Genomic DNA, 20,320 nt, shown 5'->3' with positions numbered 1-20,320 from the left:
TCCAGGGGTCGTCGAGCGCTGCCGCTCTGGATTGCTTCGCTGCGCTCGCAATGACGCAATAGCGACGTACAGATCCACACCAAAGGCCGCTGGTACAAGTAGCCATCCGCAGGTCGCCAATGGCGGCTTGCGGACAGTTCCGACAGCAGCAAGGCATCGCCTGCGGATGATCGCCGGCAGGCGGCTTCAGTTCAGCTTGTCGTAGAAGGGTTGCGCGAAGCGCAAATGCGCCATCGGCGCGGTCAATCGGCAGACGACCCCGTCGCGATCATAGCTGAGCTCGACCGTGCCGCCGAAATCGGCCGCCAGACCGCGTTGCACGAGCTGCGAGCCGAAGCCGGTCTTGAGCGGCACTGATACTGGCGGACCATTGATCTCGCGCCAGGACAGCTGGAACTGCGGCTCGCTGCCGCCATCCTCCTCGCGCCATTCGATCCTGACCTCACCGACCTTGTTGGAGAGCGCGCCATATTTGATCGCGTTGGTCGCCAGCTCGTTCAAAGCGAGCGCGAGCGAGAGCGACTGCTTCGACCCGAGCATCAGATCGGGACCGGAGATGCGCAGCCGCCCTTTGCCAATGTCGAAAGCGGCCAGGGCTCCCTCGACCACGGCCTTGATCGACACCGTCGCCTTGTTGGCGGCTGCGAGGATGTCATGGGCCGTCCCGAAGACGCGCAAGCGCTCCTGAAACGACTTCAGACCGCCCTCATTCGCCAGCCCTCGCAGCGTCTGCGACGCAATCGCACTGACGATCGCCAGAGTGTTTTTCACCCGATGCGTCAGCTCGAGATTGATCATCCGCAGGTGCCGCTCGGCCTGGACATGATCGCTGACATCGACGCCCTCGACGAAGATGCCGACGATCGCCCCGCTTTGATCCCTGATCGGCTGGTAGATGAAATCGACGAAGACGTCTCTAGGCGGCGCGGAATCGATCCGCAGCGTCAACGGAACCGCCTTGCCGATATGCGGTTCGCCCGACCGATAGACTTCGTCCAGCAGGTCGAGAAAGCCTTGTCCCTCGATCTCAGGCAGCGCGTCGCGGACCGGCTTGCCGGTCAGCTCTCGCGTGCCGACAAGGCGCTGATAGGCGGCGTTGCTCAGGCGGAAGACATGATCGGGCCCTTCCAGCACAGCCATGAAACTGGGCGCCTGTTCGAAGAGCTGCTCCAGGAACCGCGTCTGATGAGCCAGCGCATCCTTGGCCTGGACCTGGGCCGTCACGTCATTGCAGACGACGAGAACGCCGCCGACCCCGCCCTCGACATCGATCGGACCGTAGCTGTAGGTCCACCAGACATCCTGCTTGCGCCCGTTGCGGGTCATCTCGATCCGGCGCTCTTCGTCCCATGTCGAGCCCTTCCCGGCCATGACATAGTCGATCTGCGGACCGATAACGGGCCAGATCTCCTCCCAGCAATCGCGGCCATGAGCTCCCAGCGCGCTGGGATGCCGCTCCGGCCCCATCGTCTCGGCGTAGCTGTCATTGTAGAACTGGATCAAATCCGGCCCCCACCAGATGAACATCGGGTGGCGCGTATTCAGGATCACGCGAACCGTGACGCGCAGGCTTTGAGGCCAGGTCTCCGGCGCCCCGATGGAGGTTCCCGACCAGTCGAATGCGCGCGTCCGCGCGCCCATCTCGCCACCACCAGCCAGGAACTCGAACTCGGGCCGCCCGCTGTCCATCAACGTCTTTCCGCCCGATCCAAACTCGCCGCGTCAGCACTCAACGAACAGCCAGCCGTTCCGTTCCATGATCCTAGGCCGATCGGAAACGGGCACCGCGCAGGGAACATGCGGCCGGCGAACCGGGGAAACCAGGGAAACCGGAACCTCGGGACGCATCCGCCGGCAAGCGCCACTTCCGTGATCTCGTGCGCCCGCTCTAGCCGCCAGTGGTCTCCTTGGCCATCGCCTTGTCGAGGATGCTGACGGTTTCCTCCAGGCTCTCCTTCACGCCGAGCATGAAGTCCTTGCCGAAGCCGATGATCGTATCGGGCGGCTCGCCTTTGTAGGTGTAGACGACATTGACCTGGGCGGCGTTGACGTAAACGGGCTTGCCATCGGCGGGCGATGTAAACTTACAGAGCTTCGGCATGGACATCTCCCGACTCGGTTCAACGAGGAGAGCTATACGACAGACCACGCTTCCAACGGAAACGTCCCGATCTCGTATCCAGCTGCGCGCAGGCCTGTCGGAGGAGACCGCTCGTCGGCCACCGGAGAATTGTGCGGGAATTCTTAGATCGCGGGTAACCCAAAAATCGCGCGCTCGACCCGGCCGGTCTGCCGCATGGTAATGTCGGACGATTGTCCTGCGTTCCTTCATGGAGGCGTGAGTGGTCGACGAAGTGCATCAGTTCATCGTCTCGGAGATCGAGACGCTACGAAGCGCCGTCTTTCGGGCTGGCGTGTTAAACGCCAAGGCGCTTCACGAGAGCGCTGAAAAGCACCTGGAAAATATCCTCGGCTTCGTCGTCCCGTCGCGAGAGCTGGACGAGGCAACATTCGATTCTGTCGAGAGAATCGACGGCTTTGCGCGGTTGCTCTATGGCCACGCCGACATTGTTGCGATCGAACAAGCGCGACGGGTCGCATTGGCTACGATCGATGCGCTCGCACTCTTGCTGGAGGCTCCCTGCGCCACTGGCCCGGCGTACTCGGCGCACGCTCACCACCATCTTGGTGCTCTCGGCTCGGCATCGCATATGATCGAAAGCGATTAGCATCGACGACGTTTCAGCCGGGCTCGTTTTTCACCGGCGTTGGACGTGCGCCGTCACGCCGCCTTCCGGTGTACCGAGCTCGGGTATTGCCTCGAGAGATCGTCCGCTCGATTGAGGTCAGCCTGTGTGACAGCCGGAACCGGATCGGTCAGAATGGCCACCAGGACGGCAGGATCCAGCTGTCCGTTCGCGATGACGGAGGCGAGCGCCTCCCGCGTGTCGCGTTCAGCGCGAAGCTGCGCAACCAGAGCTGCAATCAACCTGTCCTTCGCCGTCAGATGCATGATGCCGCTCCCGAAGAACCGCTAAATCAACTCAACCCGCGTAACGCACGGCCGGTTCCACTCTTCAGGCCAGCCGGGCGGAAGCTGCGCCATCGGCTCGGCAAGTTTGGAAGCGGCACGTTTGGAAATAGACTGGACAACAGCGCGGCTTCGCTGAGCGGGCGTCGCGGCCAGGGCTGAGAACTCCCGCCCCAACCGAGCCATCACTGCATGGTGTAGACGATGCGCCCGACCCAATAGGCCTGATAGGCGATATGCAGGGCAGCCACGGAGAGCTGGACCGAGCGTTGCGCGAAAACACAGGCGACGAGGCACAAAAGCAAACCAATCGGCACCTGGACCACATAGTCGCCGCTGAGCTGGCTCCAGCGTTCCATGCCCTTGATCAGCGTATCGAATACGTCGAGCACGAAGGACGCTGCCATCAGGCCGAAGAACCAGCGCCGCCGGTTGATGAAGAAATCCTCGTAGCCTTCATATTCCGAGATGTTGTCTGGAAACAGCAGCGCCGACAGCAGATAGAGCACGATCGAATAGCTGATCAGGAAGAGATAGACAGCAAAGCTCCAGCTGGGGAGCCGGGACAGCCCGAATTCCCACCACCAGAAGAGGACGAGTTCGAGCAGGATCGAGCCGACCCAGAGCATGTGGAGCAGCGAGACGCGATGACGGCCGGGATGCTGGATGAAGCCGGCGATGCCGGTGAGCATCCGGGCGATGCCGAGACCGATGATCATGCCCATGACGATGCGGACATGGGGGAAGAGTTCATGCGGCGAGGCGTTCTCCATCGGACGTGATTAGAACATCCGGCTGAAAAGGGGAATCCGGCTTGGAGATGCGCCGGCGCCCGGTTCGATAAATGGATCGCCTGGCCGCATTCGGGCCGGCGCCTTGCCGAGATATGGTGCACGACATGCCATCATCAGGCGGTGGTGCCGATCGACGAAATGCCGCGCGAAACGCCGATTCCCGATATCTGCCGCGCTGGTCCCCCTCCACGATTCGGCATTCCCCTGGGACGCGGCACGCGCCACGCAGGCAAGGCGATCGAGCTCGTCACCGAACGGAGTTCGGCCTGAAGATGACGCCAGCTCAACGGCCGGACGCCCGTCCGGGCTCGACCTGCAGATGCACGCGGTAGAAGCATGCGCGAACCGTTTGCCTTGCCGACGTCAGCGGGGCTACCTCGGAAGAGCGTTGGCCCGACGCGCGGCTTGAGGCCAGCATGCAGCACAACGCGGGTGAAGCAGGCGACGACCGAGTGCCCCTCGGTCTGGCGGCGGGGCAGCACCGTTCCACCCGCTCCACATGGCCCGGACTCAGGCGGCCGTAAGCTCGTGCGTGTCCGGCCTGCGATTGGCCGTGAGGAACGTGGCATGATCGTTCCGCTCGGCTTCGCACGGCAGACCGATCTGCCTGGCAAGCTGTTCGCAGAGCGCCGCTACGCGATCGCCTTCATTGGCAGCGTGAAGCCAGCGGGCCTGCATGGCCGCTCAACATAGAGCGAGCGCCTTCGTCCCGATCACGCCTGCTCCCGCGGATTCCATCACCTTGCTCGACACAAGTTGGGAAAGAAGTTGGGAAACGGACAAAAACGCTGCGATCACGCGAGCGATTTCGACCACTTGGCAGAAGGTGATGGCGGACAGGGAGGGATTTGAACCCCCGATACCCTTGCGGGTATGCCGCATTTCGAGTGCGGTGCATTCAACCACTCTGCCACCTGTCCGCGGTCGCTGTATCGGTCGAAGCGGGCTGGTTACTACACGCCGCGCCGGGCAGAAACAAGTGTCGCAATCGTCATATTTCGGGACAGCGTCATGCTATCTGCTTGACCTTGCCGCCCCTTGCGACTATCGAGCCTCATCGGCGTGGGGCAACCCGCGCCTGATCTCTTTTGGCGCCAAGCTCTCGCGGTATACGCGGCAGGCGCCTCCAAGAGTGAACCCGACCACGCAACCGACTGCCAAAAAGCCGTCCCGCGTGCGCCTCCACTTGATGGGGCTCGCGACAGGACGGGGCTGAACATGGAGAACAACGATGTTCGCAGTCATCAAGACCGGCGGCAAGCAATTCCGCGTCGCCGCGAACGATGAAATCACCATTGCCAAGCTCGAAGGCGAGCCTGGCGATACCGTTGCCTTTGGCACCGTCCTGATGCTGACCGATGGCGACAAGTCGACCCTCGGCGCCAAGGAGCTCGCCGAAATCACCGTCGCCGGTGAGATCGTCAAGCAGGCCCGCGGCGAGAAGGTCATTGCCTTCAAGAAGCGTCGCCGCCAGAACTCGAAGCGCAAGCGCGGCTTCCGTGCCGAGCTCACGATCGTGCGCATCACCGACATTCTCACCGGCGGCAAGAAGCCGGAGATGAAGAAGGGCGATGCTTCCGCTGTGGCCGTGAAGGCTGCTTCGGGCACCGTGAAGGGCAAGGCTGCCAAGAGCGAGGCCAAGAGCGAAGCCAAGGCCGAGGCTCTCGACGCCTCGAACCTCTCGCTGATCTCGGGCGTCGGCCCGACCATCGAGAAGAAGCTCCGTGCCGCCGGCATCACCTCGTGGAACGATATCGCCGCCTGGTCCGAAGCCGACGTCGCCAAATGGGATGAAGAGCTGAAGCTCCGTGGCCGCGCCACCCGCGAAGAGTGGGTCGAGCAGGCCAAGGAACTTCTGGCCGGCAAGCCCCCGCGGGCGAAGGCGGATCAGGCTGAACTGGCTTCGGGCGAGGATTACTGACACCTCCTGTCAGGCATCGCTTGAGTTTCATCTCCGAGGCCGGTGGCTTTTGCCGCCGATTCGGGTTACAGAGACCACAGAGTTTTTGAGGTAGGGCGTTATGGCTCACAAAAAGGCAGGCGGTTCATCCCGCAACGGTCGTGACTCCGCAGGCAGGCGCCTCGGCGTCAAGCGCTTCGGCGACCAGGCCGTCATCACCGGCAACATCATCATCCGCCAGCGCGGAACGAAATGGCACGCGGGCGTGAACGTCGGCATGGGCAAGGATCATACCTTGTTTGCGCTCACTGACGGCCGCGTCCGATTCATTACGAAACTCGGCCGAGCTTTCGTAACGGTAGTCCCGGCCCAACAGGCCGCAGAATAAGCGGCGGATAGGGAATTTCCTCGATCCGCCGGTTCCATCGAACCGGATCGGATCAAGGGGTAAAGACCCTCCAAGGGTTTCCCGAAGGTCAAGGAAAAGGGGAGATGGGACCAAGTCCCAGCTCCCTTTTTCGTTTGCGCCGACGGAGAGACTCAATGTTCCCCGAATTGACCCGCGACGACGTCTTCCGGCTCGAGACCCGCCGTCTCTGGCTGCGTTGGCCCCGCATGGCGGACACGTCCGCCATTCTGCGCCTCGCCGGCGAAAAAGCCGTGGCCGAGATGACGGCCTCGATTCCGCATCCTTATCCAACCGATGCGGTCGAGCCCTTCGTCTTCGCCATGCGCAAGGGCAATGCGCTGGGCGAGCATCTCGTGCTGGCGATCACCCCGCGCTCCAGGCCCAATGAACTGATCGGCATGATCGGGGCGCACAAGCAGGCGACCGGCGTGCCCTTCATCGGCTACTGGCTCGGCACCCCGCATTGGGGCAAGGGCTATGCGACCGAAGCCGTACAGGCTCTGATCGACACGCTGTTCTCCCTCGTCGATGTGCCCGCTGTCGATGCCGATACGCGGGTCATCAACCCGGCCTCGCGCCGGGTGCTGGAGAAGTCGGGCTTCCGGCCTGAGGGCTCGTTCCTCAAGTCGCTGCCGGCGCGCGGCGGGCTCTTCCCCTGCGAGCAGTTCCGGCTCGATCGTTCGACCTGGTCGGCCCTGAAGAGCTGGGGCACCAGCGGCTGGGCGCATGCGCCGGAGCTGGCGGGCGCCACGGTTGCCGAAGACACGTCAGGCGAGCCCTGCCCGGCCTGAAGGCTGCTGTCCGAATCGTCATGCTCGCCCTTGTGGCGAGCATCCACGTCTTGAACAGAGCCCTCGGCCGGGGAAGACGTGGATGGCCGGGACAAGCCCGACCATGACGGCAGAGGCATCAACCTACTTCACGAAGGTGCCGTGAAGCTCGTCCTCGATATGGACGCGGATGATCTCCTCGAAGCTCGATTCTGCCTTGAAGCCAAGCTGAAGCGCGCGCTGCGGATTGAAATTGCGCGGCCAGCCTGCGACGATTCCGTCGATCACCGGATCGGGCACGCGCTTGATGCGGGCGACGACGCCCTCGCCGGCAACCTTGCGCAGGGCTTCGATCTGCTCGGCGACAGTGCAGGAATAGCCGGGCATGGTGAGCGTGCGGCGCGGGCCGATCGCGCCCGTGTCCATCGTCGCCGCATGGACGAGAAAGCCCACGGCCGAGCGCGGCGAGGCGTGCCAATGGCGCACCTGGTCGGAGACGGGCAGCACCGCATCGATGCCGTTCAGCGGCTCGCGGATGATGTTGGAGAAGAAGCCCGACGCCGCCTTGTTCGGCGTGCCCGGACGCACGCAGACGGTTGGCAGACGGATGCCGACCCCATCGAAGAAGCCACGACGGCTGTAATCGGCCAGCAGCAATTCGCCGATCGCCTTCTGCGTGCCATAGCTCGTCAGCGGCGTGGTGAAGAACTCATCCTCGATCTTGTCGTGGAAGGGCGCGCCGAAGACCGCGATAGAGGACGTGAAGACGACGCGTGGCTTGTACCCGCCACCGACCTTGCGGATCGCTTCGAAGAGATGACGCGTGCCGTCGAGATTGATCCGGTAGCCCTTGTCGAAATCGGCCTCCGCCTCGCCGGAGACGATCGCGGCGAGATGCACGATGAGATCCGGGCGCGAGGCGATCAGGACCTCGGCCTCGCCCTCGATCGACATGTCCGACACCACGGCGTCGAAGATGAAGGGCGTCGCGGCCGGTGCATGCGCGGCAACGACGTCCTGCGCTGTGACCTTGCTGACGGTCTTGCCGCCCAACTCGCCATCCCTGGCTAGTCTTTCGATGAATTTGCGGCCGACCATGCCGGCGCCGCCGAGAACGAGAATGTGCATCGTCTTGTCCTTCAACTGAAACCTCGCGTCAGAGCGCGAAGCCGCCATCGGCAAGATGAATCTGGCCCGTCGTATAGCTCGCCTCGTCGGAGCCGAGATAGACCGCGAGCCAGGCGATCTCCTCGGCCGTGCCGAGCCGGCCCATCGGCTGGCGATCGATGAAGGCCTGGCGGGCGGCAGCTTCGCTCGTCTTGGTCAGCGCGGCCAGATCCTTGATGCGATGATCGAGCGAGGGCGACTGGATCGTGCCGGGGCAGATCGCGTTCGAGCGGATGCCCTTCTTGATGTAGTCGGCCGCGACCGCCTTGGTCAGGCCGATCACCGCCGCCTTGGTCGCGCCGTAGACATAGCGGTTTGGGATGCCGCGCACCGAGCCCGCGCCGGAGGCGATGTTGACGATCGAACCCTTGCCGGCCGCGAGCATGCCGGGAACGAAGGCCTTGATCGTGCGGTGCATCGACTTGACGTTGAGGTCGAAGGAGAACTCCCAGTCCTTGTCGTCGCATTCGAGAATCGTGCCGTGATGCACGAAGCCGGCCGCGTTGACGAGAATGTCGATCGTGCCGACCTTCTCGGCGAAGGCTTCGACCGCCTTGGTCGAGAGCACGTCGAGCTTGCGCTTCTTCGCCTTGGGAATGCCCTCGAGCAGAGCGACATCCTTGTCGGTCGCATAGACGGTCGCGCCTTCGGCGACGAACGCTTCCGCGATCGCACGGCCGATGCCCTGCCCCGCCGCGGTCACGACCGCCACCTTGCCCTTCAAACGTCCCGCCATGATCGCTCTCGTCCTTCTTCTTCAGTCTGCTTGCTTCTTCAGTCTGCTTGTCAGATTGTCTTGGTGTCGCAAGGTCTCGATGTCACAAGGTCTCGATTTCAAAAGATCTTGCGCATATGCGTCAGCCGCCGGTCGGCCAGATCTTCGTGATGCGTCACCACAAAGCCCAACCGCTCATACCAGCCGATGCGCTGGGTCAGCTTGGCATGGGTGTAGAGATGCACGGACTTGTAGCCGAGCGCGCGGGCCCGTTCTTCCGCGAAGGTGATCAGTGTCGAGCCGAGCTTCCGCCCGGCTGCCTCGGGCGCTACGGCCACGCTCCAGATCGTGAAATCCTCCGGCTCGATATCGAGCACGAGCGCGGCTTCCAGCCCCGCATCGCCCTCGACCAGCCAGGCTTCATGCTCGGCGACCACCTGGGTGTAATCGGCAATGCGCGGCAATGAGGGCACGCCGATAATGCTCTCATTGGGCGTGTAAGCGGCGTTCTTCAGCGCCAGGATGGCCGGAATATCCGCCAGCGAGGCGCGGCGCAGCGCATTGCCGCCGGCTTGCCCGGCAGGCTGGTTGAAGGCCGTCAGCGAAAGCTTCTGCTGGCCTGCCGCGTCGAAGTTCTCCGGCGCAAGCCAGCGCTTGAAGCCTTGAGCGCGCACCGGCCATTCGCTGTCGAGGATCGAGAACCAGGCCGTGTCGCGGTTCTTTCCCTTGACCACCATATGCTGGCGGAAAAGCCCCTCATACTGGAAGCCGAAGCGCAACGCCGCGCGCTTGGACGGCCCGTTCAGATTGTTGCATTTCCACTCGAAACGGCGATAGCCGAGCGAGAAGCCATAGTCCCCGCAAAGATAGATCGCCTCGGTCGCAACCCTCGTCTTCTGCAGGCTCGGCGAATAGGTGATGTAGCCGACCTCGAAGACGCCATGCTCCGGCCTGATCTCCATCAGCCAGAGATGGCCCTTCGCCTTGCCGTCGGCCTTGTCGATCACCGCGAAAGGCACGATGCCCGGCTTGCCAGCCATCATCGCGAGCAGATCGCGATAGCCTGCGCGATCCTTGGGCGGCTGGGCCGGCATCCACTCCCAGATCTGGTCGTGGCCCTGGTTGGCCGCCCAGATGTCATCGAGATGCCGGGCCGGGTCGATCGGCTCGACCCGGCAATAGCGGCCATCGAGCACCTTGGCCGGAGGAAAGGGCGGCGCCTTCCAGTGCGGACCGAGCGTCATGGCTTGCTCATCTCACGCCAGCCGGCGAGATCGGTCGACACTGTCCAGTCCGCGCCGAGTTCGCCTGCAACCGCCTCGGCGATCGCAGCCCCCTCCGCCTCCCAGGCGAGCTGTTCCACCGCATCGGGAAAACGCGAGCGGGCTTCGTTGTCTTCCTCATAGATGGCGTCGAACGCATCCATCCAGGCCTCGAGCCTGTCGGCGAGGTCGTCCGAGAGGCCGATATCCTCGGCATCGACCGCCTTGCGCCTGCCTTTGGCGTCGAGCAGCCAGAGCCCGCTCCTGCCGAGCCATGCTGGCGCGATGAGGAGCGAGCCGCTCACGAACGGGCCTTGAGATCGTCGCGGAAGAAGGGATTGAGCGGAGAAGACGGACCGTTTCCGGCAAAGCCCTTGAAGCTGCCCTCCTCCTTGATCAGCCGCGTCGCTTCGATGAAGGCGGCCCAGGCTGCACGCGCCAATGCCCCGCCAATCGAGATGCGACGGGCGCCGAGTCCGGCGATATCGGACACGCTCAACCCGAAATCGCCATAGATCAGCTGGTTGACGGGTTTGCCGCCCGCGGCCGCCATGATCGTCGCGATCTGCTCGGGCGTCTTGGGGCCGGGGGCATAGAGCACGTCGGCTCCGGCTTCCGCATAGGCTGCGATCCGCTTGGCCGATTCGTTCAGCGCATCGGGATGGCCGGTCAGGAAGCACTCTGCGCGGGCCGTCAGCAGCACGCCCGAACCGGTTTCGTCAACGGCGCGGCGCGCGGCACGGATACGCTCAACCGCGAGCTCGAAGGGATAGAGCGGCTCGTCTTCGCGCCCCGTCGCATCCTCGATCGAGAGACCAGCCACGCCCGTCGCGATGCAAAGCTTCACATTGGCCGCGACACCGTCAGCCGTATCGGCATAGCCGTTCTCGAAATCGGCGTTGATCGGCAGGTCCGGCACCGCCTTCACGAGATCGGCGAGATGCGCGAGCATCATGTCGCGCGGCACGTCCTGATCGGCACGCCCCTGCGTGAAGGCGAAGCCCGCGCTCGTGCTCGCCAGCGCCGGAAAGCCCTGCCCGCGCAGCCAGCGCGCCGAGCCGAAATCCCATGGGTTCGGCATGACGAAGCAGCCGGACTCATGCAGCCTGCGAAAACTCTCGACCTGAGGTGAGTAGCTCATCTTAAATCGTTTCAGATCCAGGGGGACATCGAGGCGGCATAGTGTCTGCGCGGCCCGCTTTTGTCAGCCCCGCTTGCGCACATCCTGTGGCCGCCCCCAATGCACCGCGCGAATGGCACCGAGCCGCACGGGCCCGGCGTCATGCTCGGGCTTGTCCCGAGCATCCACGTCTTGAACACAGGTCTCGACCACCGAAGACGTGGATGGTCGCCACAAGGGCGACCATGACGGCTGAAGAAGCGGCCTTGGATGGCCTCAGTGGTTGTCGCGGGGAATGCCGAACTTCTTGTGGATTTTCTGGTACTTGACCGCCGGCTTCAGCACCATGCCCTCGGAGAGTTCGCCAACGATCTTGCGCTGGATCTCCTGCCATGGCGTCTGGCTCTTCGGATACTTGTAGCCGCCGGCGGCCTTCAGCGCGGCGCGGCGCTCTTCAAGCTCCTTGTCCGAGATCAGGATGTCGGCCGAGCGCTTGTTCAGGTCGATGCGGACCTTGTCGCCGGTCACGAGCAAAGCGAGCCCGCCGCCGGTCGCGGCTTCCGGCGAGGCGTTCAGGATCGAGGGCGAGCCCGAAGTGCCGGACTGGCGGCCGTCGCCGATGCAGGCAAGCGCGGTGACGCCCTTCTTGATCAGGTAATCCGGCGGCCGCATGTTCACGACCTCGGCCGCGCCGGGATACCCGACCGGGCCGACGCCGCGGATGAACAGGATCGAGTGCTCGTCGATCGCCAGCGACGGATCGTCGATGCGGTGGTGATAATCCTCCGGGCCGTCGAAGACGATCGCCTTGCCCTCGAAGGCGTTCAGGTCCTTCGGGTTCTCCAGATAGCGCTTGCGGAATTCCGGCGTGATCACGCTGGTCTTCATGATCGCGGAATCGAACAGGTTGCCGCGCAGGTTGAGGAAGCCCGACTGGGCCTTCATCGGCTCGTCATAGGCCTTGATGACGCGACGGTCCTCCGCGAAGAAGCCCTCGCAGTTCTCGGCCAGCGTCTTGCCGTTGGCGGTGATGGCAGGCTTGATCTTGCCCTTGGCGACGAGTTCGGCGACCACGGCGGGAACGCCGCCGGCACGATAGTAATCCTCGCCGAGATATTCGCCGGCGGGCTGCAGGTTCACCAGCAGCGGGATATCGTAACCAACAGCCGTCCAGTCCTCGTTGTCGAGGGGAACGCCGATATGCTTGGCGATCGCGTTGACCGAGATCGGCGCATTGGTCGAGCCGCCGATGGCGGAATTCACGACGATCGCGTTCTCGAAAGCTTCGCGCGTCATGATCTTCGACGGAATCAGGTTCTCCCAGACCATGTCGACGATGCGAAGGCCAGTGAGATAGGCCATCTCGTAACGGTCGCGATAAGGCGCGGGGATCGCGGCCGCTCCCGGCAGCGTCATGCCGAGCGCCTCGGCGATCGAGTTCATCGTCGTCGCCGTGCCCATCGTATTGCAATGGCCGGCTGATGGAGCCGAGGACGCGACCAGATCGACGAAGCCCTTATAATCGATCTCGCCGGCCGCCATCATCTGGCGCGCCTTCCAGACGATCGTGCCGGAGCCCGTGCGCTCGCCACGGAAATTGCCGTTCAGCATCGGGCCGCCCGGCAGCGCAATCGCCGGAATGTCGACGGTGGCCGCCGCCATCAGCTGGGCAGGCGTAGTCTTGTCGCAACCCGTCGTCAGCACGACGCCATCAAGCGGGTAGCCGTAGAGGATTTCGACGAGCGAGAGATATTGCAGGTTGCGGTCGAGGCTCGCGGTCGGGCGCTTGCAGGTCTCCTGGATCGGGTGGATCGGAAACTCGAAGGGCACGCCGCCGCGCTCGCGGATGCCGTCGCGGACGCGATGGGCAAGCTCGATATGGTGGCGATTGCAGGGGGCGATGTCGGAGCCGGTCTGGGCGATGCCGATGATCGGCCGGCCCGACTGCAACTCGTCACGCGACAGGCCGAAATTCATGGTGCGCTCGATATAAAGCGCCGTCATGTCGGCATTGGCTGGATTGTCGAACCAGGCCTTGGAGCGAAGCTGCTCGGGCTTGATCTTGCGAACCGGCTTTTTGGCCATCCTCGTGTTTCCTCTCGCAGGGCACGGCGCTTTCGGCCGCTTGCCGGTCGTATCTTCAAACGATTGTAATCACGCCATCATGCCGATCCCCCCTGCCGGGGCAAGCCCGCAAACGCGAGATAGTCATACTATTTATGCAGGCCAGCTACGCGGCCCCGCCTTGGCTGGCGCGGCAGAGCGATCGCTTGAGGGTTCTTGACGCGTGACCCTCGCCACTCCCTCCCCCGCTTGCGGTGGGGAGGGAACGCGCGCGACCTTCACGCAATTGCCCCGCGACGCCGCGCGCGGGCTTGCATGGCGGCGCGTTTTCGAGCCAAGACAGGGCAAGAGCCCGGCACGAGCGGGCCTCGACCGCAACGACCACGCCCAGGGAAACGCAGCGATGACGCTCCATGTCGTCCCCTCCTTCGCCCGCATCGGCGAGGAAAACGCCTTCGCCGTGCTGGCACGCGCCACCGAACTGCAGCGCCAGGGCAAGGACATCATCAATCTCGGCATCGGCCAGCCGGATTTTCCGACGCCGGACCATATCGTCGAGGCGGCGGTCAAGGCGCTGCGCGACGGCCATCACGGCTACACGCCGGCCAATGGCATCCTCCCCTTGCGCGAGGCCGTGGCGGCCGATCTGCACAAGCGCTTCCAGGTCGAGGTCTCCCCCGAAAGCGTGATGATCGTGCCAGGCGGCAAGGTCACCATGTTCATGGCGATCCTGATGTTCGGCGAGCCCGGCGCCGAGATCCTCTATCCCGATCCCGGTTTCCCGATTTATCGCTCGATGATCGAGTATACCGGCGCGACGCCGATCCCGGTGCCGATCCGCGAGGAGAACGGCTTCGCCTTCTCGGCCGAAGAGACCCTGGCCCTGATCACGCCCAGGACGCGGCTCCTGATCATCAACTCGCCCGCGAACCCGACCGGCGGCGTCACGCCCAAGGCCGAGGTCGACAAGCTCGTCGCAGGCCTCGCCGCCTTCCCCGATGTCGCGATCATGTCCGACGAGATTTACGATCAGATGCTCTATGATGGCGAGAAGCATGTCTGCCTTCTCAGCTATCCCGAGATCCGCGACCGGCTGATCCTGCTCAATGGCTGGTCGAAGACCTATGCCATGACCGGCTGGCGCATGGGCTTCTCGGTCTGGCCAAAGCCGCTCTACGACAACGCCCGCAAGCTCGCGGTCAACTCGCATTCCTGCGTCAACGCGCCCGCGCAATGGGCGGGACTGGCCGCGCTGACCGGCCCGCAGGATGCGGTGGCAATGATGCTCGCGGAGTTCGACCGTCGTCGCAAGGCGGTCGTCGCCGGCCTGAACGATCTGCCCGGCATCTCATGCATCGTGCCGAAGGGCGCCTTCTACGCCTTCCCGAACGTGTCCAAGACCGGCTGGAAAGCGAAGAAGCTGGCTTCGGCGCTGCTCGAGGATGCCGGCGTCGCGACGATCGGCGGGCCGGATTTCGGTGTGAACGGCGAGGGCTATATCCGTCTCTCCTATGCCAACTCCCTGGAGAACATCGAGCGGGCGCTGGAGCGGATGGGCACCTTCCTCACGCAAACGAAAGCGGCTTGACGATGATCACCTGCCATCTGCGCTACATCATCGACCCTCACAAGCTCGCCGGCTTCGAGGCCTATGGCAGGCTCTGGATACGGCTGGTCGAGAAATTCGGCGGCAAGCATCACGGCTATTTCATGCCGTCGGAAGGCACATCCAACGTGGCGCTGGCGATGTTCAGCTTCCCCTCGCTTGCGGCCTATGAGGACTACCGCAAGCGATCCTTCGACGATGCCGAATGCCAGGCCGCGATCGCCATGAACGAGAAAGACCGCTTCATCATCAGCTATGAACGGTCCTTCTTCCGTCCCGTCTTCGACGATGATCAGGGAATAAAGCGCGCACCCTGACGGTCGTCATCAGGCCCGGCGGGATCTCACGGGCGCACCGGACGTAGGTCGTAGTGATGATTTGACCTGGAACCGCGCCGTCATCCCGGACAAGCGGCTTTAGCTGCGCAGATCCGGAATCCATCATAGGGAGCAGAGCTCTACGATGGATCCCGGGTCGACCTGCGGTCGCCCGGGATGACGGCGTGTTTCCGAGTGAAATTATCAAACTCTAGCTTCAGTTCCGCTTGATCGCGCTCGCGGTCACGCCCGGGTCGACCTTGAAGCTCGAGGCCTCGATCACGGCCGTCCCGATCATGGTCTTCACCGAGATGCGCACGGGCACCATCACATTGGTGCCCGCCACCGGCGCCAGCCAGGTGCTGATCTCGCGATTCTCGGCCATGAACTTGGTGCTCGGCCGCAAGGCCCTGTGGCCGGCGATCGGCACATAGCGCACCTGGCACACGGCGACCGGGCCGCTATATCCATCGAGCTTGACCTCGCGCGTACCGGCGCTGGTCAGCTTGATGTCGTAGCGCGCGGCGCCGTCGAAAATCGGGAGGGTCCGGTTGCAGGCGGCAGCGCTGCCACCCTTGCCATCGACCGGCATCAGAAAGGCACTGAGCGGATCGACGATATTGCGCCTGTGGGTCTCGGTCAGCGCCACCCGGTCGGGCTTGAAATCGATCGGAGGCACGATCTCGACGGCTGCGACATTGCCTTCGTCGAGCGCCATGCGCACGGTGCGGCTTTCGCTGGAACTGGCGGAGCTGACTGCGAAAGTTGTCGGCGCGAGCTTCCCGCCATTGAAGCTCCCCGATGCGGCGCCGGAGCCGCGCCCGCCGGTGAAGCCGCCGACGAGCCCCGTCAGCTTGGCGACGATATCGACCTTGTAGGCGCCGCTATCGATGCCGCCGCTGAGGCTGGCGGTGCCCAAAGTCAGGCCAAGCAGCGAGATTTCATAGCGGGCGTCGAGCGAGGCTGCAGCGACTGGCAGGCTTGCCCCCGCCGTAACGGAGGCCGCAAGAACCAGACCTGCCAGGGACAGTGCGATGGCGGGCTTCATCCGCTTCCTCCGGGCTGCGCGACTGAGTGGCGACATGCACTGCGAATCGGTCTGAATCGTGGCCTCTTTCGCGCGATTTGGCGAGCACGAATGCTCGTTTCTCCCCGCACGATGCCGTGCGCAGACATTTAACGATGACCTCATGCGCGCTCCATGACTTTTCCTTGACGGGCTCCCCGGCCTTGGCTATGGAAACGCGACTTCAATTTGACTTCCGGTGCTCGTGTCCGGCACGTCGCGTGTCGGCATTTTTGTTTGAGTAAGCCGGTTGGATTAAGGAACGATACCATGGCCCGCCGCTGCGAACTGACCGGGAAAGCCACCCAGACCGGCCACCTCGTGAGCCACTCGAACCGCAAGACGAAGACCGTCTTCCGGCCGAACCTCGTCAACGTCACGCTGCAGTCCGACTCGCTCGGCCGCTCGGTGCGCCTGCGCATCTCGGCCAACGCGCTGCGGACCGTCGATCATCGTGGCGGCCTCGACGCCTTCCTGATCAAGGCTGCCGCCGCCGATCTGTCGACCGGCGCCCTGACGCTGAAGCGCGACATCGAGAAGAAGCTCGCCGCCGTCTGAGCGGTCTGCTTCCATCGGATTGAATGAAGCGGCCGCGAGGCCGCTTTTTTCGTTTGCCTTTCCCTTCTCCCCTCGCGGGAGAAGGTGGCAGCGCGAAGCGCTGACGAATGAGGGGGCGCACCGAACTGCCCTTTTGCCCGCCGGCATCGTCGGAAACCTCACGGCGCCACCTCATCCGGCGCTGCGCGCCACCTTCGCCCGCGAGGGGAGAAGGGAGAGCCAGTCTACGCCAACTCGAATTCCAGCATCAGAGTGCGCTGCAGGAACGAGAAATTGTCGTCCGAGATCAGGGTCACGACTGTCTTGCCCTGCTCGATATGGACGCTCATCCCCTCCATATTGTCGATCTCCTGTCCAAGATCGGCTTCGATCAGATAGGGGCCGTCGAGCAACGCGCCGGGCTTCAGGCTGCTCCCGGCAATGCGGCGGATACGCATGCCGACGCCGCGCAAGGGGCGATACCAGCGCTCTAACAGCAGCATGTCGCCGCCGGGCAGGAAGGCGAGATCGGTGATGTCGTAGCCGTCATGCCTGATCACCCGGAACAGCCCGGGATGCCGCCCGCCGAGGATGAGGCCAAGCGTCGGCTCGTCTTCGCCGCTCGAACGCTCCGCGATCGCGACGACCGCGCCGGCCAGCGGATGCCCCACAGGCATCACGCCGATCGCCTCCAACCCGCGATTATTCGGCAGCCGCTTGATCTCGCGCGGCACAGAGAGCACCTGCGCGCGGGCCTCGACACCCTGCTTGCCCCAGTCGAAGCGCAGGATGTCATGCGTCCGCTCGACGCCGATGAAGGCGACGCCATCGCCAATTGCCAGGCTCTCGGTATCGTAATAGCGCGAACGATGCAGCGGCCGGCCCGAGGCTCCGAGAATCGGCGCCAGTTCGGCCCGGTCGAGCCCGGTGAGGCGGTTATTGCGCGACTGAACGTTCGCCGTCAGCCAGAACCCATTATCGGTGATCGCGACGAGATCGCGCCCGTCAGGCGAACGCCAGAGGCCCGAAAAGCCGCCGAAGCGCGGGTGATTCCCGCTCAGCGCGAGCCCGCTGCGAAAAACCAGCTGCCCGAATCGGGTCTTCTCCGGGCTTCGCGGCTCGAACATGCTGATCGGACGCGCCGAGATGGCGACAGAAACGCGGGTCTGTTCGAGGGCCGATGCCGAGCCAGCAGGCAACCCGGCAGTGGCCACGCCAAGACCGGCCAGCAGGCGCCGTCGTGTCAGCCTCATTGCAGGCGGCGCGACCCACGCGATTTCGTCGAGAACCCGGCATCTTCCTCGAACAGCTCCGCCAGTTTCTCGGTCATCACACCGCCGAGTTCCTCGGCATCGACGATGGTGACGGCGCGGCGATAATAGCGGGTGACGTCATGGCCGATGCCGATGGCGATCAGCTCGACCGGCGAGCGCGTCTCGATCTCGGCGATGATGTGGCGCAGATGCCGTTCGAGATAATTGCCGGCATTGACCGAAAGCGTCGAATCATCGACCGGCGCACCGTCGGAGATCACCATCAGGATCTTGCGCTGCTCCGAGCGCCCGAGCAGGCGCTTATGCGCCCAGTCCAGAGCCTCGCCGTCGATATTCTCCTTGAGCAGCCCCTCGCGCATCATCAGCCCGAGATTCTTGCGCGCGCGGCGCCAGGGCGCATCGGCCGATTTGTAGATGATGTGCCTGAGATCATTGAGCCGGCCCGGCGCCGCCGGCTTGCCCGATTGCAGCCATGCCTCGCGCGAAAGCCCGCCCTTCCAGGCCCGCGTGGTGAAGCCGAGCAGCTCGACCTTGACGCCGCAGCGCTCCAGCGTGCGCGCCAGGATATCGGCGCAGGTCGCCGCGACCGTGATCGGCCGGCCGCGCATCGAGCCCGAATTGTCGATCAGCAGGGTGACGACCGTATCGCGGAAATTCGTGTCCGATTCCTGCCGGAACGACAGCGGCTGATAGGGATCGATGATGATGCGCGGCAGGCGCGCGGGATCGAGCGCGCCTTCCTCCAGGTCGAACTGCCACGAACGATTCTGCTGCGCCATCAGCCGGCGCTGCAACCGGTTGGCCAGCCGCGCCACCACGCCCTGAAGATGGGCGAGCTGCTTGTCGAGATAGGCGCGCAGACGCGTCAGCTCCTCGGCGTCGCAGAGCTCCTCGGCCGTGACGATCTCGTCGAATTTCTGGGTATAGGCCTTGTAGTCGGTCTGCGGCCGGTCGTTCTGCTTGCCGTCGCGCGGACGCGGAGCCTCGCCCGCCTCTTCGGCGTCGGAGTTCTCGTCTTCTTCGTCCCAGTCGCCGGCGGGCGCATCGGAGGCTTCGGACGCCCCTTCCTGCAGCTCCTCGGTCGCGTCGTCGCTGACCTCGACCTCGGAACGCTCGCCCTGGCTTTCCTGCTCGGCCTCGCCGTCCTGATTCTGCTGGTCTTCGGAGGACTGATCCTGATTGTCCTCGTCCTGCTCGTCGTCCTGGCCCTGCGAGGTCTGCTCGGCCATGTCGAGCGAGGCCAGCATGTCGCGCACGGTGCGGGCAAAGGCCCGCTGGTCCTCGACCGCCTTGGAAAGCCGGTCGAGATCGCCGCCGGCCTTGGTCTCGATTACGTCGCGCCAGAGATCGACCAGCTTCTCGGCCGCCTTGGGCGGCCTCAATCCTGTCAGGCGCTCGCGCACCATCAAAGCCAGCGCATCCTCCAGCGGCGCATCGGCGCGGTCGGTGATCTCTTCATAGCGTCCGCCGCGATGATAACGGTCATCAAGCATGGCGGTGATGTTGTCGGCCATGCCGGTCATCCGCCGCGAACCGACGCATTCGACGCGAGCCTGTTCGACGGCGTCGAACACGGCGCGCGCCGCATCGCCCTCGGGCGCGGCGCGGCGATGCACGGTCGCGTCATGGCAGGCGAGCCGCAGCGCCATCGAATCGGAATGGCCACGCAGGATCGCGACGTCCTGGGCCGTCAGCTTGCGCGGCGGCTCGGGCAGACGGGCCCGCTCGCCGACCAGCGAGGGTTTGTCGGCGGCGAAGACGATCTCCATCTCGGGCCGGCGGGCGATCGCCTTCATCGCGCCGGAGATGGCGCGCTTCAGCGGCTCCGCTGGCGCTTCCTTGGTCTGGCCGGGCTTGCGATTGGAGATGCTCATAGCGCCTTCGTGAAATGATGGAGCGTTTGACCCGCCACCGGATAATTCTCCATCCGGCCGCATTCGCGATAGCCCAGGCGCGGATAGAATTCCGGCGCCTGAATGCTCATCGTCCCCAGGAAGACGCCTTTGACGCCATGCTCCCGGGCTTCCCGCTCGGCCTGCGCCATCAGCGCCTCGCCAAAACCCGCGCCGCGGTGAGCCTCGTCGATCCAGAGCAGATCGACATAGAGCCATTCCCATTTCATCTCGCCGACAAGGCCGCCGACGATCGATCCGTGCTCGTCGCGCAGGCTGATCGCGAGCGGCTTCGTATTGCGCGAGCCGACCCGCGACTGGTTATGGGCCGTCAGGCCGCGCAAAACCGCGGCGCGCGTCTCGTCCTGATCCGGTTCGACGACGATCGCGGCCATA

At 64.2% G+C, this 20,320-nt stretch carries 22 protein-coding genes, 1 tRNA gene and 1 pseudogene; 8 read left to right on the top strand and 16 right to left on the bottom strand.

The genetic code is table 11. The features are described from left to right. Positions 1 to 186 precede the first annotated feature (186 nt). Positions 187 to 1,689, bottom strand: coding sequence for a sensor histidine kinase (locus tag C4S73_RS15350; protein WP_103873396.1), 1,503 nt, complete (start codon positions 1,687 to 1,689; stop codon positions 187 to 189). A gap of 199 nt (positions 1,690 to 1,888) precedes the next feature. Next, positions 1,889 to 2,101 (bottom strand): hypothetical protein, encoded by a 213-nt coding sequence (locus C4S73_RS15345; RefSeq protein ID WP_103873395.1) that lies wholly within the window; start codon positions 2,099 to 2,101, stop codon positions 1,889 to 1,891. 241 nt (positions 2,102 to 2,342) lie between these two features. On the opposite strand from C4S73_RS15345, the gene C4S73_RS15340 reads away from it, so the two are divergent. Then, positions 2,343 to 2,729, top strand: coding sequence for a hypothetical protein (locus C4S73_RS15340; protein WP_103873394.1), 387 nt, complete (start codon positions 2,343 to 2,345; stop codon positions 2,727 to 2,729). A gap of 53 nt (positions 2,730 to 2,782) precedes the next feature. Here the strand turns inward: C4S73_RS15340 and C4S73_RS15335 are convergent, their stop codons facing one another. After that, entirely contained in the window at positions 2,783 to 3,013 is a 231-nt protein-coding gene (locus C4S73_RS15335) for a hypothetical protein (RefSeq protein ID WP_103873393.1), read from the bottom strand. Positions 3,014 to 3,216: 203 nt separating this feature from the next. Then, positions 3,217 to 3,804 carry a hypothetical protein gene (locus C4S73_RS15330; RefSeq protein WP_103873392.1) on the bottom strand — a complete coding sequence of 196 codons (588 nt, stop codon included), beginning with the start codon at positions 3,802 to 3,804 and terminating at the stop codon, positions 3,217 to 3,219. Between the two features lie 588 nt (positions 3,805 to 4,392). On the opposite strand from C4S73_RS15330, the gene C4S73_RS28925 reads away from it, so the two are divergent. Then, complete coding sequence (locus C4S73_RS28925) at positions 4,393 to 4,518, top strand: hypothetical protein (protein WP_280177603.1); 126 nt, start codon at positions 4,393 to 4,395, stop codon at positions 4,516 to 4,518. Between the two features lie 137 nt (positions 4,519 to 4,655). Here the strand turns inward: C4S73_RS28925 and C4S73_RS15325 are convergent. Continuing rightward, positions 4,656 to 4,745 (bottom strand) — tRNA-Ser (locus tag C4S73_RS15325). A gap of 311 nt (positions 4,746 to 5,056) precedes the next feature. Between C4S73_RS15325 and C4S73_RS15320 the strand changes: the two genes are divergently transcribed. The 3 genes from C4S73_RS15320 to C4S73_RS15310 all read left to right on the top strand — a co-directional run bounded on the left by C4S73_RS15320 (position 5,057) and on the right by C4S73_RS15310 (position 6,925). Beyond that, positions 5,057 to 5,746, top strand: a complete 690-nt coding sequence (locus C4S73_RS15320; RefSeq protein ID WP_103873391.1) for a 50S ribosomal protein L21 — start codon at positions 5,057 to 5,059, stop codon at positions 5,744 to 5,746. Positions 5,747 to 5,846: 100 nt separating this feature from the next. Next, positions 5,847 to 6,113, top strand: coding sequence for a 50S ribosomal protein L27 (rpmA, locus tag C4S73_RS15315; protein WP_103873390.1), 267 nt, complete (start codon positions 5,847 to 5,849; stop codon positions 6,111 to 6,113). Between the two features lie 155 nt (positions 6,114 to 6,268). Continuing rightward, the gene (locus C4S73_RS15310) at positions 6,269 to 6,925 is read left to right on the top strand and encodes a GNAT family N-acetyltransferase (protein ID WP_103873389.1); all 657 of its coding nucleotides are present in this window, start codon (positions 6,269 to 6,271) and stop codon (positions 6,923 to 6,925) included. A gap of 123 nt (positions 6,926 to 7,048) precedes the next feature. Here C4S73_RS15310 and denD read toward each other — a convergent pair whose 3' ends face one another. The 7 genes and pseudogenes from denD to C4S73_RS15280 all read right to left on the bottom strand — a co-directional run bounded on the left by denD (position 7,049) and on the right by C4S73_RS15280 (position 13,253). Then, positions 7,049 to 8,032: a D-erythronate dehydrogenase gene (gene denD / locus C4S73_RS15305; protein WP_103873608.1), complete on the bottom strand. Its 984-nt coding sequence runs from the start codon at positions 8,030 to 8,032 to the stop codon at positions 7,049 to 7,051. 28 nt (positions 8,033 to 8,060) lie between these two features. Further along, complete coding sequence (locus tag C4S73_RS15300; RefSeq protein ID WP_103873388.1) at positions 8,061 to 8,807, bottom strand: SDR family oxidoreductase; 747 nt, start codon at positions 8,805 to 8,807, stop codon at positions 8,061 to 8,063. A gap of 98 nt (positions 8,808 to 8,905) precedes the next feature. Further along, the gene (locus C4S73_RS29060; RefSeq protein ID WP_425290352.1) at positions 8,906 to 9,223 is read right to left on the bottom strand and encodes a GNAT family N-acetyltransferase; all 318 of its coding nucleotides are present in this window, start codon (positions 9,221 to 9,223) and stop codon (positions 8,906 to 8,908) included. A 153-nt stretch (positions 9,224 to 9,376) separates the two neighbouring features. Then, positions 9,377 to 10,030: pseudogene (locus C4S73_RS29055) on the bottom strand (GNAT family N-acetyltransferase); the annotation flags it as partial. Further along, on the bottom strand, positions 10,027 to 10,353 hold the full coding sequence (locus C4S73_RS15290; RefSeq protein ID WP_103873387.1) for a hypothetical protein: 327 nt from the start codon (positions 10,351 to 10,353) through the stop codon (positions 10,027 to 10,029). The pseudogene C4S73_RS29055 and the gene C4S73_RS15290, both read right to left, overlap by 4 nt. Continuing rightward, entirely contained in the window at positions 10,350 to 11,189 is an 840-nt protein-coding gene (locus C4S73_RS15285; protein ID WP_103873386.1) for an isocitrate lyase/PEP mutase family protein, read from the bottom strand. Before C4S73_RS15285 ends, C4S73_RS15290 begins: the two co-directional genes overlap by 4 nt. Positions 11,190 to 11,444: 255 nt before the next feature. Further along, positions 11,445 to 13,253 carry an IlvD/Edd family dehydratase gene (locus tag C4S73_RS15280; protein ID WP_103873385.1) on the bottom strand — a complete coding sequence of 603 codons (1,809 nt, stop codon included), beginning with the start codon at positions 13,251 to 13,253 and terminating at the stop codon, positions 11,445 to 11,447. A gap of 382 nt (positions 13,254 to 13,635) precedes the next feature. Between C4S73_RS15280 and C4S73_RS15275 the strand changes: the two genes are divergently transcribed. Next, entirely contained in the window at positions 13,636 to 14,820 is a 1,185-nt protein-coding gene (locus C4S73_RS15275; RefSeq protein ID WP_103873607.1) for a pyridoxal phosphate-dependent aminotransferase, read from the top strand. Positions 14,821 to 14,822: 2 nt separating this feature from the next. Continuing rightward, a complete protein-coding gene (locus tag C4S73_RS15270) occupies positions 14,823 to 15,155 on the top strand; it encodes an NIPSNAP family protein (protein ID WP_103873384.1) in 333 nt (110 codons plus the stop codon). A 217-nt stretch (positions 15,156 to 15,372) separates the two neighbouring features. Here the strand turns inward: C4S73_RS15270 and C4S73_RS15265 are convergent, their stop codons facing one another. After that, complete coding sequence (locus C4S73_RS15265) at positions 15,373 to 16,203, bottom strand: DUF3108 domain-containing protein (protein WP_244595616.1); 831 nt, start codon at positions 16,201 to 16,203, stop codon at positions 15,373 to 15,375. A gap of 288 nt (positions 16,204 to 16,491) precedes the next feature. Between C4S73_RS15265 and rpmB the strand changes: the two genes are divergently transcribed. Next, on the top strand, positions 16,492 to 16,779 hold the full coding sequence (gene rpmB / locus C4S73_RS15260) for a 50S ribosomal protein L28 (protein WP_103873382.1): 288 nt from the start codon (positions 16,492 to 16,494) through the stop codon (positions 16,777 to 16,779). Between the two features lie 224 nt (positions 16,780 to 17,003). Here the strand turns inward: rpmB and C4S73_RS15255 are convergent, their stop codons facing one another. Genes C4S73_RS15255 through C4S73_RS15245 form a run of 3 tightly spaced genes read right to left on the bottom strand, consistent with a single transcriptional unit; the run spans position 17,004 to position 20,319 of the window. Beyond that, the gene (locus C4S73_RS15255; protein WP_103873381.1) at positions 17,004 to 18,011 is read right to left on the bottom strand and encodes an esterase-like activity of phytase family protein; all 1,008 of its coding nucleotides are present in this window, start codon (positions 18,009 to 18,011) and stop codon (positions 17,004 to 17,006) included. Next, positions 18,008 to 19,906 (bottom strand): cobaltochelatase subunit CobT, encoded by a 1,899-nt coding sequence (gene cobT / locus C4S73_RS15250; protein ID WP_103873380.1) that lies wholly within the window; start codon positions 19,904 to 19,906, stop codon positions 18,008 to 18,010. Before cobT ends, C4S73_RS15255 begins: the two co-directional genes overlap by 4 nt. Beyond that, the gene (locus tag C4S73_RS15245) at positions 19,903 to 20,319 is read right to left on the bottom strand and encodes a GNAT family N-acetyltransferase (protein ID WP_103873379.1); all 417 of its coding nucleotides are present in this window, start codon (positions 20,317 to 20,319) and stop codon (positions 19,903 to 19,905) included. The genes cobT and C4S73_RS15245 overlap by 4 nt, the downstream gene beginning before the upstream one ends. Position 20,320 lies beyond the last annotated feature (1 nt).

Origin of the sequence: Allobosea lathyri, from assembly GCF_900108245.1 — a bacterium.
Taxonomy (GTDB): domain Bacteria; phylum Pseudomonadota; class Alphaproteobacteria; order Rhizobiales; family Beijerinckiaceae; genus Allobosea; species Allobosea lathyri.
This window is presented reverse-complemented; position numbering and strand designations above follow the sequence as displayed.

Excerpts from the sequence above, each read along its gene's own strand:
- C4S73_RS15350 (WP_103873396.1), bottom strand. The coding sequence starts at position 1,689 with ATGGACAGCGGGCGGCCCGAGTTCGAGTTCCTGGCTGGTGGTGGCGAG.
- C4S73_RS15345 (WP_103873395.1), bottom strand. The coding sequence starts at position 2,101 with ATGCCGAAGCTCTGTAAGTTTACATCGCCCGCCGATGGCAAGCCCGTT.
- C4S73_RS15335 (WP_103873393.1), bottom strand. The coding sequence starts at position 3,013 with ATGCATCTGACGGCGAAGGACAGGTTGATTGCAGCTCTGGTTGCGCAG.
- C4S73_RS15330 (WP_103873392.1), bottom strand. The coding sequence starts at position 3,804 with ATGGAGAACGCCTCGCCGCATGAACTCTTCCCCCATGTCCGCATCGTC.
- C4S73_RS28925 (WP_280177603.1), top strand. The coding sequence starts at position 4,393 with ATGATCGTTCCGCTCGGCTTCGCACGGCAGACCGATCTGCCTGGCAAG.
- C4S73_RS15320 (WP_103873391.1), top strand. The coding sequence starts at position 5,057 with ATGTTCGCAGTCATCAAGACCGGCGGCAAGCAATTCCGCGTCGCCGCG.
- rpmA (WP_103873390.1), top strand. The coding sequence starts at position 5,847 with ATGGCTCACAAAAAGGCAGGCGGTTCATCCCGCAACGGTCGTGACTCC.
- C4S73_RS15310 (WP_103873389.1), top strand. The coding sequence starts at position 6,269 with ATGTTCCCCGAATTGACCCGCGACGACGTCTTCCGGCTCGAGACCCGC.
- denD (WP_103873608.1), bottom strand. The coding sequence starts at position 8,032 with ATGCACATTCTCGTTCTCGGCGGCGCCGGCATGGTCGGCCGCAAATTC.
- C4S73_RS15300 (WP_103873388.1), bottom strand. The coding sequence starts at position 8,807 with ATGGCGGGACGTTTGAAGGGCAAGGTGGCGGTCGTGACCGCGGCGGGG.
- C4S73_RS15285 (WP_103873386.1), bottom strand. The coding sequence starts at position 11,189 with ATGAGCTACTCACCTCAGGTCGAGAGTTTTCGCAGGCTGCATGAGTCC.
- C4S73_RS15280 (WP_103873385.1), bottom strand. The coding sequence starts at position 13,253 with ATGGCCAAAAAGCCGGTTCGCAAGATCAAGCCCGAGCAGCTTCGCTCC.
- C4S73_RS15275 (WP_103873607.1), top strand. The coding sequence starts at position 13,636 with ATGACGCTCCATGTCGTCCCCTCCTTCGCCCGCATCGGCGAGGAAAAC.
- C4S73_RS15270 (WP_103873384.1), top strand. The coding sequence starts at position 14,823 with ATGATCACCTGCCATCTGCGCTACATCATCGACCCTCACAAGCTCGCC.
- C4S73_RS15265 (WP_244595616.1), bottom strand. The coding sequence starts at position 16,203 with ATGAAGCCCGCCATCGCACTGTCCCTGGCAGGTCTGGTTCTTGCGGCC.
- rpmB (WP_103873382.1), top strand. The coding sequence starts at position 16,492 with ATGGCCCGCCGCTGCGAACTGACCGGGAAAGCCACCCAGACCGGCCAC.
- C4S73_RS15255 (WP_103873381.1), bottom strand. The coding sequence starts at position 18,011 with ATGAGGCTGACACGACGGCGCCTGCTGGCCGGTCTTGGCGTGGCCACT.
- cobT (WP_103873380.1), bottom strand. The coding sequence starts at position 19,906 with ATGAGCATCTCCAATCGCAAGCCCGGCCAGACCAAGGAAGCGCCAGCG.
- C4S73_RS15245 (WP_103873379.1), bottom strand. The coding sequence starts at position 20,319 with ATGGCCGCGATCGTCGTCGAACCGGATCAGGACGAGACGCGCGCCGCG.